The 13,136-nt window shown below is 64.5% G+C and carries 12 protein-coding genes; 10 read left to right on the forward strand and 2 right to left on the reverse strand.

The window, feature by feature from the left end; all coding sequences use genetic code 11:
* The 7 genes from OQE62_RS03015 to OQE62_RS03045 all read left to right on the forward strand — a co-directional run.
* On the forward strand, positions 1 to 776 hold a 776-nt coding region (locus tag OQE62_RS03015), incomplete at its 5' end, for a thioesterase domain-containing protein (protein WP_265720515.1).
* Positions 777 to 816: 40 nt separating this feature from the next.
* Positions 817 to 2,460 carry a cyclic peptide export ABC transporter gene (locus OQE62_RS03020; RefSeq protein WP_265720516.1) on the forward strand — a complete coding sequence of 548 codons (1,644 nt, stop codon included), beginning with the start codon at positions 817 to 819 and terminating at the stop codon, positions 2,458 to 2,460.
* Between the two features lie 266 nt (positions 2,461 to 2,726).
* Complete coding sequence (locus OQE62_RS03025; protein ID WP_265720517.1) at positions 2,727 to 3,449, forward strand: hypothetical protein; 723 nt, start codon at positions 2,727 to 2,729, stop codon at positions 3,447 to 3,449.
* 188 nt (positions 3,450 to 3,637) lie between these two features.
* Positions 3,638 to 4,471, forward strand: a complete 834-nt coding sequence (locus OQE62_RS03030) for a phospholipase A (RefSeq protein ID WP_265720518.1) — start codon at positions 3,638 to 3,640, stop codon at positions 4,469 to 4,471.
* Positions 4,472 to 4,599: 128 nt separating this feature from the next.
* Entirely contained in the window at positions 4,600 to 5,697 is a 1,098-nt protein-coding gene (locus OQE62_RS03035) for a phospholipase A (RefSeq protein ID WP_265720519.1), read from the forward strand.
* A gap of 98 nt (positions 5,698 to 5,795) precedes the next feature.
* Complete coding sequence (locus OQE62_RS03040; RefSeq protein ID WP_265720520.1) at positions 5,796 to 6,200, forward strand: NUDIX hydrolase; 405 nt, start codon at positions 5,796 to 5,798, stop codon at positions 6,198 to 6,200.
* Between the two features lie 256 nt (positions 6,201 to 6,456).
* Positions 6,457 to 8,451 (forward strand): aminotransferase class I/II-fold pyridoxal phosphate-dependent enzyme, encoded by a 1,995-nt coding sequence (locus OQE62_RS03045; protein WP_265720521.1) that lies wholly within the window; start codon positions 6,457 to 6,459, stop codon positions 8,449 to 8,451.
* A 466-nt stretch (positions 8,452 to 8,917) separates the two neighbouring features.
* Here the strand turns inward: OQE62_RS03045 and OQE62_RS03050 are convergent, their stop codons facing one another.
* Positions 8,918 to 9,829, reverse strand: coding sequence for an AraC family transcriptional regulator (locus tag OQE62_RS03050; protein WP_265720522.1), 912 nt, complete (start codon positions 9,827 to 9,829; stop codon positions 8,918 to 8,920).
* 97 nt (positions 9,830 to 9,926) lie between these two features.
* On the opposite strand from OQE62_RS03050, the gene OQE62_RS03055 reads away from it, so the two are divergent.
* From OQE62_RS03055 to OQE62_RS03065, 3 genes are all read left to right on the forward strand, one after another.
* Positions 9,927 to 10,685: an SDR family oxidoreductase gene (locus OQE62_RS03055; RefSeq protein WP_265720523.1), complete on the forward strand. Its 759-nt coding sequence runs from the start codon at positions 9,927 to 9,929 to the stop codon at positions 10,683 to 10,685.
* Positions 10,686 to 10,751: 66 nt separating this feature from the next.
* Complete coding sequence (locus OQE62_RS03060) at positions 10,752 to 11,696, forward strand: alpha/beta hydrolase family protein (protein WP_265720524.1); 945 nt, start codon at positions 10,752 to 10,754, stop codon at positions 11,694 to 11,696.
* A gap of 154 nt (positions 11,697 to 11,850) precedes the next feature.
* Positions 11,851 to 12,621, forward strand: a complete 771-nt coding sequence (locus tag OQE62_RS03065) for an ATP-binding protein (protein ID WP_265720525.1) — start codon at positions 11,851 to 11,853, stop codon at positions 12,619 to 12,621.
* Between the two features lie 64 nt (positions 12,622 to 12,685).
* Here OQE62_RS03065 and OQE62_RS03070 read toward each other — a convergent pair whose 3' ends face one another.
* Entirely contained in the window at positions 12,686 to 13,114 is a 429-nt protein-coding gene (locus OQE62_RS03070; RefSeq protein WP_265720526.1) for a helix-turn-helix transcriptional regulator, read from the reverse strand.
* Positions 13,115 to 13,136: the final 22 nt, after the last annotated feature.

Genomic DNA, 13,136 nt, shown 5'->3' on the forward strand with positions numbered 1-13,136 from the left:
AGGGCCCGGCGGTGGTGGTGCTGCACGCGGTCTCGGGCCACCTGCTGCCGCTGCGCCCGCTGATCGAGGCCCTGCGCGAGCGGGTGAGCCTCTACGGCCTGGCGGCCGGCGCCGGGGTGCCGGACGGGGACGACCCCGACAGCCTGGAGCGACTGCTGGCGGGCTATACGGCGGCTGTGCCGGAGAGCCTGCGCGACAGGCCCCTGGTGCTGGTGGGCTGGAGCCTGGCCGCGCGCCTGGCGCTGCTGCTGGCCGACGAACTGCGGGCCCGGGGCTTCCGGGTGCAGGGGCTGGCCCTGCTCGACTACGACCCCCGCAACACCCTGCAGGGCGCCGGCGACGAGGCGGGGCAGCTGCTGGCCGACCTGGATCACTACTGCGAGAGCCGGGGCACAGTGCTGCCGGACGGTTGCCGCGAGTCGCTGGCGGCGGAGATCGCCGGCCGCGACTACGCCGCCGCCGCGGAGCTGGCGCTGTCCAGGCCCGAACTGCTCGATGCCCTGGGCGGCGGCGTGCCCGCGGACTGGATCCGCGAGCGGGTCGCGGCCCGCTGGGCCTTCAAGAAACTGATGTATGCCGCGCCGCTGCCGCGGGTGGATGTCCCCCTGTGGGTGTGGAACTGCCGCGGCGGGCCCTGCGACCCGGAGGCCTGGCAGCCCTACAGCAGCCGACCGGTGTGGGGCGGGACCCTGGAAGCGGATCACTTCTCCATCCCGGCCTCGGCGGAGCTGCACCGGCAGCTGTTGGGGCAGTTGTCAGAGGTAGAGGGTCAGTGACCAGTAAATAGGGCCGGATGCCGGCAAACGGATTGGGAATATGCAAACGATAACGACATTACTGCGCCCGGTGCGCTGGCAGATATTGCTCGCGGTGCTGGCCAGCGCCCTGAGCGCGGCGGCGGGTATCGGGCTGGTCGCCTGGGTCAACCGCGCGCTGGAGAGCGGATTGGGCGACACGGCCGCGGCGCTGGGGCTGTTTGGGGGGCTGGTGGCGCTGGTGTTCGCCAGTGGCGTCTGCGCCCAGGTGCTGCTGGTGCGCCTGGGCCAGGGGCTGGTGTGCCGGCTGCGCCTGCAACTGGTGGCGCGGGTGCTGGGCACCTCGCTGGAGCGGCTCGAATCCCTGGGTGCGCCGCTGCTCTACAACGCCCTGACCCGGGATATCACCGCGGTCGCCTCGGCCTTCAAGCAGCTGCCGATCGCCGTTTACAACGGCCTGCTGCTGATTGCGGGCATGGTCTACCTGGCGTGGCTGGACTGGGCCCTTTTCCTGGTCACCCTGGCGGTGATCGCCCTCGGGGTCTGGGGCGATATCCTGCTCGGGGGCCGGGTCAAGCGCCTGATGCGGCGGGTGCGGCAACTGGACGACACACTGTTCGAACAGTTCGAGGCGGCGGTTGAAGGGCGCAACGAACTGGGATTGAGCCGGCCGCGGCGGCGCCATCTGTACCTGAACCGGCTGCAGCCGGCGGCGGCGGAGTCGATGCGCGCCGCCACCCGGGCCGAGGCGCTCTGGGCGGTAAATCTCAACTGGACCACGGCGCTGGTATTCCTACTGCTGGGAGCGGTGTTCTTCGCCGGCACCGCCTGGGAGCTGGTGACCCGGGAGGTGCTGGTGGGTTATGTGCTGGCGATCATGTTCCTGCGCACGCCCATCGCCACCATCCTCGACGCGGTGCCCGCGGTGATGCGCGGCAATGTCGCCCTGGGAGCCATCGACCGGCTGGCGCTGGGGCGGGCGGAGGACTTCACCGAAGCGGACGGCGGCGAGCCGCTGCCGCCCTTCCGCGAACTGGTTCTGCGGGGGGCCGGCTACCGCTACCCGGGCGGGGGCGGCGAGCCGGGCTTCCAGCTGGGGCCGCTGGACCTGCACATCCGTCGCGGCGAGTTGATCTTCGTTGTGGGCGGCAACGGCAGCGGCAAGTCCACGCTCGGCAAGCTGCTCACCGGCCTCTACCTGCCCGGCGAGGGCGTCGTGACCCTCAACGGTAGGCCCCTGGACGCGGCCGCCGCGCCGCGCCACCGCGCCTATTTCGCGACTGTCTTCCCCGACTTCTACCTGTTCGCGGACGTGCTGGACGAGCGCGGGAACGATGGCGGTGTGGATGCGCGGGTGGAGTACTACCTGGCGCGCCTGGGACTGGAGGACAAGGTGAGTGTGCGGGAAGGGCGCCTGTCCACCACGGCCCTGTCCCAGGGACAGCGCAAGCGGTTGGCGCTGCTGCTGCTGTATATGGAGGATCGCCCGGTGCTGCTGCTGGACGAGTGGGCGGCGGACCAGGACCCGGTATTTCGCGAGGTGTTCTATCGCGAACTGTTGCCGGAACTGAAAGCGGCTGGAAAAACGGTCATCGCTATTACCCACGACGATCGTTATTTCCATCTGGCGGACCGGGTGTACAAGCTGGACAGCGGGCAACTGGTGTCCTGGGAGCGACAGGGGGCGGTGTTCAGTGAGCAGTGACGGGACTATCCGGCTCTGGCTGCGATCTCTCGGTAGGCTGTCCATCCGGCACCTGCCCGGACAATTGCCCGAATTGATTGGTCATCGGAATCGCAGGCTCCCACCCGTGGTCGGTGGTGGGATATTTCCGTATACCAGCCACCAAATGCCCCGTTTCCCGGCGCGAAGCGCCCGCCTGTGCAATACTTCCTGCAGCAGTGAGTTCAGTGCGCGCCCCAAAAAATTGCGTCAGTTTGGTGCGCCGCGGAACAGGGAGGAAGTGAGCAATGCGATTGAGTTCTACCTTTGCACAGGGGCGTTATCACTACAGCTGCGATGGCCGCGAGATGCCGGTGCAGGACAGCTGGCAGTTCGGCAAAGACAGCGATGGCCAGCGCATCCTGATCAGCCAGCGCCTGGTGGGCGAGCAGGGGTACGGCATGGAGGTGCGCGCGCGCCTGAGCGACGGCCTGGTGAGCGAGTGCCACGTCCGCTGGCGAGATGAGGTCGACGAGGTGGAGGCGCAGTACTGCCTGCAGAGCGCCGAGGGCGAGGCGCCGCGCCTGGGCGACGGGATCGCCGCAGACTGGACCGGCCCCAACGGCCCGCAACAGGCGCGGGTGGAGGGGCGCGGGCGGCTGCTGTTTCCGCTAATGCGGATCTTCATGGGTCCGCTGCTGCTGAAACTGGAACAGTTCCGCGAGGGGCTGGAGGTGGTCATGCCGGATATCGTCGACCCCTCCCAGCGCGGCAAGCTGCTGGCCCCGCGTATCAGTCATCGCAGTGCCCGACCCATGGCCGGCGACGCCGCTACCCAGGGTGCCCTGGAACTCGGCGCCGATATCACCGGCTATGTCTACCAGGGCGACGAGGCCGAGCGGGATGTGCACTGCTATGTGGACGGCCGCGGTCTGCTGGTGGGCTACGACTGGCCCTCCAGCACCGGTCGCCTGTGGCAGGTGCGATTGCGCGACCTGGAATGGTCGTCGCAATTGCGCAAGCTGTTCTAACTTCTAAGCTGTTTGGGTAACTGGCTTTAGACAGGGAGTAAAAGCCCGTGCCCCGCGTTGATGTTGAACGGTCTGTAGCGTTCGCTTTTCCTCTGTTCCTGTTATTTTTCACGATGCTCGGCAGTGCCCCGTCCACTGCCGCTACACCCGGTCTGCTTTCTCTTCCCGGCCACGGGGCGGGTGCGCTGATGGTGGACGCATTCGAATCGGAAACATCCTACGGCGGCGCCGGTCGGGAAAGCGTCGATATCGCTTTCAGCGACAGGGCGGAATGGGTGCGCGATGTGGTCAGCGACCGCCTGTCGCTGATTCCCCACAAAAGAAACTATGTATTGCCGGCCGTGTTCCGCCTCGACAATCTCGACGAAACCGAGTCCCCGAACGGCGAATTTGACGATAGGGAAGTCGAGTTCCAGTTCTCCGTGCAGGTGCCACTGTGGAGCGGGGCGGTCGGGGAGAACTCATTCGTGAGCCTCGCCTACACCAACCGCAGTTACTGGCAGGCCTATAGCGGCAGCGCCCCCATCAGGGAATCGAACCACGAACCGGAGCTGCTGGTTACCTGGCTGAGTGACTGGAGGCTCTGGGGGTTCGACTGCGTGGCCAGCCAGGTGGGGCTGAGCCACCAGTCAAACGGGGAGGGCGGAGCACTGTCGCGCGGCTGGAACCGGGTATACGGCCGCTTCATCTTCGAACGCGATGACTATTTTTTCAGCCTCAAGCCCTGGTACCGGATTCCCGAGGATCGGGCCTCCGATGACAACCCCCATATAGAGCGCTATCTGGGCAACTTTGAGTTCGATGCGGGTTATCGCGGCGATTTCTTCAGTACCTCGGTCATGGTGCGCAACAATCTGAGATCCGACAATCGGGGTGCCGTCGAACTGCGCTTCACGTTTCCGCTGGGCAGAAACATCAGTGGATACCTGCGCTATTTCAACGGTTACGGTGAGAGCCTGATCAATTACGACCAATCGATTCAGTCGGTGGGCATCGGCGTGGAGCTGGCCCGGGGACTCTAAGTGAAATGCGATCGGCGCCATCTTTCCGTATGGTGGGGAAACCAGCCGTTTTTCGGTGTAAGCTTGCGACAAATCGACATGGAGCCATGTGGGAGGAGCCGTTGCTGCGTCGCGAATTACCCTGTTGTATGACGGTTTGTCTGGTTTTTTACAGCTTTTCCCCCTATGCCCTGTCGAACCCGCAGGCCGGTGCAGAGATGGAAATTCCCGGGGAAACCGCCGGCCAGGCAGAAGCCGGGGAACTGACACCCAAGCAGCGCCAGGAAGTCTGCCTGCGCGAACAGCTGCTGGTTGCCCCGGCCAGCATCACCCTGGAGGATATGCGCCGATACTGTGCCGATCAGGTACGCAGCGCACCCGAGGACCAGGAAGCTCGACCGGTATTTGCTACGGCGCCCGGGGAACCGCGGGAGGCATCGCCGGACGAGCCCCGGGTGAGTTTCGCCGCCCAGGCGATCCGGGAGTCCGCCAACAATCCCTTTACGCTGGCATCCCACAAGGTCAATTACCTTTTGCCGCTGGTCTACAACCCGTCGCCGAACAAGGCGGGACTGGAAGGTGTGGAGGTCGAGGGCGGGCCGATTGATCTCGACAGGCTGGAGGTTCAGTTCCAGCTCTCGGTACAGGTGCCTGTCTGGCGGGGCTTTCTCGGCCAGGCCTCGTTCATGAGTCTCGCCTACACCAACCGCAGCTTCTGGCAGGCCTACAATTCCGAGGATTCCGCGCCGTTTCGCGAGACCAACCACGAGCCGGAGCTGATCATGACCTGGCTCAACGACTGGGGCCTGTTCGGCTTCCAGAATGTGGCCAACCAGTTGGCTTTCAACCACCAGTCCAACGGTCGCAGCGAGCCGCTGTCGCGCAGCTGGAATCGTATCTACGCCAATTTCATCTTCGAGCGGGATCAATACTTCTTCAGCCTGAAACCCTGGTACCGGATTCCCGAAGACAGGGAGGACGACGACAACCCGGATATCGACGACTACCTGGGCCATTTCGAACTGACCGGCGGCTACCGCGGCGGTGGACACAACTTCACCATGCTGTTGCGCAACAACCTGCAGTCGAAAAACCGCGGCGCCGTGGAGCTGCGCTGGAGCTTCCCCATCGGCAACCGGGTGCGCGGCTACGTGAAGTATTTCAACGGCTACGGCGAGAGCCTGATCGACTACGATGAATCGGTGCAGACGCTGGGGGTCGGATTTGAGTTGGCGCAGGGGTTTTAGGTTAATGTGGAACCTGGATCGGTCGATCCGCATTCATGTTTGAGTCGCAGGGTACGCACGGCGCACCCTATGGGAGTCCCGAGTAAGACCCGACACCGATGAGCTTCGAAGACACCTACCGCCTCAGTGCCCACGCCGTGCTCACCAACGAACTCGGTGAGGTGCTGCAACTGCGCGCTACCTACGCCGACCGCAACTGGGGCCTGCCCGGCGGTGCGCTGGATCCGGGGGAGACGATACACGAGGCGCTGCTGCGGGAGTGCAGCGAGGAGCTGGGTCGCGCTGTGCGTATCGATTACCTGAGCGGTGTCTACTACCACCGGGTCTACGGCTCCCACGTGTTTATCTTCCGCGCCCATTTCGACGATTCCGGTGTCATCACTCTCTCCGGCGAACACTCGGAAATGGCCTATTTCCCGCTGGCTGAACTTTCGCCGGTGCAGCGCCGGCGGGTGCAGGACTGCCTCGATTTCGACGGGCGGGTAAAGAGCGCAAAATTCTAAATATTTTCACTATCGCGGCATCAGATCTCGCCAGAATGCCGTGTTTTGGGGAATTGCGCCAAATCGTTTTGGCCCGAGGAATTCCCTTCACTGCTCCTTTAGTATCTTTCCTGCGGCCTGCGGGGCGCGTACCGGTCGCGGCCGGATGGAAATCAAAAAACAAAGAAAATCAAACAGTTAACTGGAAGAGACAGAAGCCCCCGGCAAGCTGTCCGGGCTATGCTGATGGAAGAGAACTATGGGTGTGGATCTGAAAATGCCTGAACTGGGCAACCTGGGCGATACGGTCCAGCCGCTGGAATGCCGCGTGGCGCTGATCAGCGCCGACCGCCAGTTGGCGAGCGACTGGGTCAACGCGCTCAATATCACCGCGGCGCAGCACGAGAATCCCTTCGGCCTGCGCTTCGAGGCGGTGGATGCCGGCGCCGCGGAGCGCCTGGTCCGCGAGGAGGACAAACTGCAGGCGCTGATCGTCGATGCCGGTACCGAGGCCGGCGGGCTGGCCGCGGCGGAAGCGCTGGTGGACAGGCTGCACGGGCTGCGCGCCCAGCTCAACGTCTTCCTGATGGCGCAGAGTGTCTTCGGCGGGGAGGGCGGTGTCGTATCGGTGTCGGTGCGCCAGCGCTTCGACGAACTGTTCGACCGCCGCGAGGGCAACTTCAACCAGATGTTCCGCCTGGTGCAGGCGTTTATCGCCCGCCGCGCCTCCACACCGTTTGCCGATACCCTGAAGGAGTATGTCTTCTCTGCGCGCGACGCCTGGCATACCCCGGGCCACTCCGGCGGCGACAGCCTGCGCAACAGCCCCTGGGTGGGGGACTTCTACCGCTTTATGGGCGAGCATATCTTCAACACGGACCTGTCCGTTTCCGTACAGGTGCTCGACAGCCTGCTGGAACCCCACTCGGTGATCCAGGAGGCCCAGGACCTGGCGGCGCAGGCCTTCGGCGCCGAGCACACCTTCTTCCTCACCAATGGCACCTCCACCGCCAACAAGGTGGTGATCCAGCAGATTCTCGGCGGCGGCGGCAAGATCATCGTCGACCAGGCCTGCCACAAGTCGGTCCACCACGCCATCGTCATGAACCGCTGCGAGCCGGTCTACCTGAAGTCCACCCTGCACCCGGAGTTCGGTATCTACGGGCCGGTACAGCGCGCCGATATCGAGCAGGCCCTGGACGCGCACGGCGATGCGAGTCTGCTGGTGATCACCTCCTGCACCTACGACGGCCTGCGCTACGACCTGGAGCCGATCATCGAGTACGCTCACGAGCGCGGCGTCAAGGTGCTGGTGGACGAGGCCTGGTATGCCCACGGCCACTTCCACTCCGAGCTGCGCCCCACGGCGCTGGAGTGCGGCGCCGACTATGTGACCCAGAGTACCCACAAGATGCTGTCCGCCTTTTCCCAGGCCAGCATGATCCATGTACAGGATCCGGACTTCGACGAGTTCCGCTTCCGCGAGAACCTCAACATGCACGCCTCTACCAGCCCCCAGTACGCGATGATCGCGAGCCTGGATGTGGCGCGCAAACAGATGGCGATGGAGGGGTACGGCCGCCTGAAGCAGTGCCTGCAGATGGTGGAAACACTGCGCAAGGCGGTGGACGATACCGGTGTCTTCCGCGCCCTGACCCGCGAGGACCTGATTCCGGCACCGCTGGCGGACGACAATATCCGCCTGGACCCGACCAAGGTCACCATCGACATTTCCGCCAGCGGTTACTCCGGCAAGGAGATGCAGATCAAGCTGTTCGACCAGTACGGTATCCAGGTGGAGAAGACCACCTACAATACCGTGACCGTACTGGTGACCCTGGGCAGCACCGAGAGTAAACTGCTGCGCCTGATCCACGCCCTCAAGCAACTGGCGCGCAGCGCCCGCAAGCGCCCGCACGTGGGTACGCCGCGGCGCCTGCCGGAATTCACCCGCTTCACCTGCCTGCCGGCGGATGCCTATTTTGCCGATACCGAGGAGCTGCCGCTGATGGACAACGGCGCACTGGCGGAGAAACAGCTGATCGGTCGCACCAGCGCCGACGAAATCGTGCCCTATCCGCCGGGTATCCCGGTGCTGGTGCCGGGGCAGGAAATCTCTGCACAGATCGTCCAGTTCCTGCAGCAGTTGCTGCAGGGGCAGAACGCCACGGAAATTCACGGCCTGATTTTCCGCTCCGACGAGCCGATGTTGCGGGTGGTCAAGGAGGTGGTCAGGAAGAAGCAGGGAAAGAAGTCTGGGGTGAAAGATTGACCCGGCAATAAAAATATTGCCGGGTTACTAAGGAGTGCATAAGTAGCCCGACATGGAATTTCGGACCGTATGAGGCATGGATGCCGATTACGAGCGTACACGGATGTATTCACAGCGTGTCTGAAATTTCATGTCGGGCTACTTATGCACGTATTAATAATAGCGGCACAGGGGCGTGCCGCCATCAGCCACAAGCCGATGTGAGCCGTTGAAATACAAGTAACTCCGCGTATTGGATGAACCGTTACGCCGACTATCTTGCAAAACTCCTAGTGTGCCGTGCGGGAAGTTCGCGAACAAAGGAGCACAGCCAAAGCGCTCAGATCAAGGCGAGAAAGCGCTGGAATAGCAGCGTTATTTCAAGCTTTCTCAACGCAGAGCTGGGCGCTTTGGCGCAGCGAACTGTTTGCGAACTTCCCGTACGGCACACTAGATCACCATAAGTCCCCCCTTTGAAGCTCTCTCCCTAACGTCCTCCCTTGCCTGCAAACGCGCCGAGAGAAAGGCCCTCGTGCCGGACAAATGCCATCCCGAAGGCGCTGGCGGATCCGTAACCGACCCGCAGGGCGATCTCCGTGTTGGTCAGTCTGCCCTGCTGCAGCAGGGTTTTGGCGATTGCCATGCGCCAGTCCATCACGTACTCCATCGGCGCGCGTCCGATTTCCCTGCGGAACTTCTCGAAGAACCCGGAGCGGGACATGCCCGCCTCCTTCGCCAGCCCGGAAACGGAAATCTCGCCACCGGCATCCGCGTGGATGCGCTGCAAGGCGGCGGCCAGCTTCGGATCGGTCAGCCCGCGCAGCAGCCCCGGCGGCATCTTCACGGCGGGCCCCGAGCGCAGCGCCTCGATCAGCAGCACCTCCAGCAGCCGCTCGAGGATCAGCTCACGCCCCGGACGGTCGGCGCGGGTCTCCTCGTGGATCGCCGGCACCAGGGCCATCAGGCGATCGTGCCCGGAGACATGGATCATCTCGGGCAGCAGTGACACCAGCAAGTCTCTGGCGGGCGTCTCGAAGCGGCAATGCCCGACCAGGGCGCGCATCTGCACAGGGGCGTCCGCCGGGCCGAGGCGAACCCGCCCGGGTCCGATATCGAGCGGCTGGCCCGGCCCCCCGGGTTCCGGCGGCACCTCGCTGGTCATGCTGAAGTCATGCAGGTCGGGGATCAGGACGAAGTCTCCGGCCGTCAGCGTGACCGGCTTGCGACCGCTCACCTCGACCCGGCAGCCCCCCTCGACCAGCGCGCAATAGAAGGGGCTGGCCATGTCATGCCGCTCGACCTGCCACCGGCCTCCCGCCTCGACCAGCTTCGAGATGGACACCGCCGGTTTGAGCAGGGTGACGACGCTGGACAGGGGGTCTTCGATACCATCGGGCATATTCTGGACTATTGATGATTTATTGTGGACTTTCATACATAGCATGAACGGATGTCGCTGTCTAAACTCGCCTGCTCATCAACAAAGGAGACCCGCTATGCCCCGTATACTTGTCACCGGTACCTCTTCGGGCTTCGGACAGGCCATCGTCGCGCACTTCCTCGACCGGGGATGGGAGGTCGTCGCCACGATGCGCAATCCTTCCCCCGAGGGCCTGCCCGTATCGGACAAGCTGCGCCTGCTGCCCCTCGACGTCACCGACACGGACAGCATCGCCGCTGCCATTGCCGAAGCGGGCCCGCTCGACGCCCTGGTGAATAACGCCGGCGTCGGCATGCTCAACGTGCTGGAAGGTGCCGAGATGGCCCGCGCCCGCGAACTCTTCGAGACCAACGTGCTGGGGACCCTGGCCATGACCCGGGCCGTGATGCCGGGAATGCGCAACCGCAGACGCGGCGTGATCGTCAACATCAGCTCCAGCGTGACCCTGCGCCCGCTGCCCGCCCTGTCGGTCTACAGCGCCAGCAAGGCGGCGGTCAATGCTTTCACCGAGAGCTTCGCGCTGGAGGCCGCGGAATTCGGCGTGCGTACCCGGCTCGTGCTGCCCGGCAGCGCACCGGAGACGTCCTTCGGACGCAATGCCGTGGCTCGAATGGGCGTGGAAGTGCCTGAAGCCTATGGCCACTTCGTGCAGGCCTATTTCCAGAGCCTCCAGTCCGCCACCGAGAAGACCCAGGCCCGCGATGTCGCGCTGGCCGTCTGGCGCGCCGTCACCGATGAGAGCGCCCCGATGAAGCTGCCCGCCGGTGCCGACGCCGAAACCTGGTTCCGCGAAGCAGGCCTCTCCGCCGCCTGACCCCGCCGCCTGACCCAAGGGGCGCGGCGGAGCGACCGCGCCTGCATCTTACAAAGAGGCTGATAGATGAACCGACTGATCAAGCTGTCCCGCGTCCTGCCGACGCCGGACCCCGCCCCGACCGTGGCCTACACGCCCATCCGCCTGAACATGCCGGGCCGCCAACCGCTGGAGCTGCGCCTGACCGCGCCGGCCAGCGGGGACGCCCTGCCGATCGTGATCCTGTCGCACGGCTTTGGCCCGTCGAACTACATTCCCTCGAAGGACGGCTATGCCCCGCTCGCCCAGTTCTGGGCCGAACGGGGCATCGCCGTCATTCAACCGACGCACGCCAGTTCACGGGTCGGCGGGCTGGACCCCGACCGACCCGAAGGCCCCTTCTACTGGCGCGAGCGCGTGGTCGAGATGCGTGCCATCCTCGACCAGCTGGCCGAGATCGAGCGGCAGGCGCCCGCCATCGCAGGGCGGCTGGACCACGACCGGATCGCCGTGGCGGGCCACTCCTTCGGCGGCCACACCTGCAGTCTGCTGCTTGGCGGGCGTTTGCAGGGGGAGGATTTCTCCGATCCGCGCATCCGTGCTGGCATCCTGCTGGCGGCCCCGGGACGTGGCGGCGCCGACCTGACGCCCGACCATGCTCGGCGCTTCCCCTTCTTCGACGTGGATTTCAGCGGCATCGAATTGCCGACCCTGGTGGTCTGCGGCGCCGAGGATAACCCGCATTTTACGCCGCGCGGCCCCGAGTGGCACGCGGATGCCTTCCACGACGCGCCCGGGGCCGATGCCCTGCTGACCATCAGTGGCGTGGGCCATGGGCTGGGCGGCATCGCGGGGCTGGACGCGAAGGAGACCGAGGCAGAGGACCCCGAGGCACTGGAGGCGACCCGGCGTTTGATACTGGCCTGGCTGAGGCGCACATTCTCCATTGAGCAGGACGCCTGGACACAGAGCCAGGCCGCGCTCCGGGACAGCGCGGCCGCCATCGCGAAAATCTCCGTGAGAGAGCGCTGATTCGAAGGCCTGCAGCAGGCCTTTGTCGAGCAGGCTTCTGTAAGGGAAGGACTGGCGCAGTCGCCGACCGCGATCTTCTGGTATTCTCGGTCATCGACTGCGGCCAACGCGACGGTCGCTCGTACAAGAACGCTGACGAAAGGTTTGCGGATCCATGCGAAGCCTGCACTGGGAAAGTACTTCCGCCGCCGTCTGGCGCGCCAGACACCAACACCTGAAACCGGTCACGCGCCTTGATCCGGTTCGCCCGGACCAGTTGCTGGGTATCGAGCACCAGAAGCAGCAGTTGGTGGAGAATACGCAAAAATTCCTGCGCGGCGAGCCGGCCAACCACGCGCTGCTGTGGGGCGCGCGCGGCACGGGCAAGTCCAGCCTGATCAAGGCGCTGCTGAACGAGTTCGCCGATGGTGGATTGCGTTGTGTGGAGGTGGATGTGGCGGATCTCGATGACCTGCCGGAAATCGTCGACCTGCTGGATACGGAATCCGCCAGGCCCTACCGCTTTATTCTCTTCTGCGACGATCTCTCCTTCGAGCAGCGGGACCTGCGCTACAAGCACCTGAAGACGATACTCGCCGGGTCGCTGGAACTGCCGCCGGACAATATCCTGCTTTACGCCACCTCGAATCGCCGCCACCTGCTGCCGGAAGATGCGCGGGATAACGACCAGACCCGCGTGGTGGGCAATGAGCTGCACCACGGTGACAGCGTCGAGGAGACGCTGTCACTGGCCGACCGCTTCGGCCTCTGGCTCAGCTTCTACCCGGCAGACTGGAAAACCTACCTGGAAATCGTCGACAGCTATTTCCCGGACTACAAAGGCGATCGCGAGGAACTGCACCGGGCGGCAAAACAGTTCGCCATGCTGCGCGCCAATCACAGCGGGCGCACGGCGGAGCAGTTCTATTTCAGTTATTCCTCCTAGTGTGCCCGGGTAGCCCGGGTGGAGCGCAGCGGAATCCGGTGGGTTGCCGGGCCAGATAGCTTTCCTACACGGGAAGAGCATCCCCGGCAGAAAGACAGATTTCTCTGGCCTCCCGCGGCGTCACACCGAACTGCCTTTTAAACGCCGTGGCAAAGTTGGCCGGATTCCTGTAGCCGGCCATCTCGCCGGCCCGCTGTACCGTGACGCCATCCCCCTGCAGTGCCGCCAGTGCCCGCTCCAGCCGCACCCGGCGCAGATAGCCGAAGACGCTCACTCCCTCCGTGCGGCGGAAGAGTCGCTGCAAGCCGCTGGCGCTGATACCGGCCTCCCGCGCAATGATGTCAACACTGAGTGGTGCGCCCGCCTGTGCCTCGATGAAGGTCCTGGCGCGCTGCAGGCGAGTGCGGTCGAGTCGGTCGAAGAGGGAATCCCCATCACCGCAGCCGGGATCGTGCTTCCGGGGCACCCACTCTGGCGGAGGATTGGTCGGCACAGTGTTGTCTGTTTTCTGATCG

The organism is Microbulbifer halophilus (genome assembly GCF_026183675.1).
Taxonomy (GTDB): domain Bacteria; phylum Pseudomonadota; class Gammaproteobacteria; order Pseudomonadales; family Cellvibrionaceae; genus Microbulbifer; species Microbulbifer halophilus.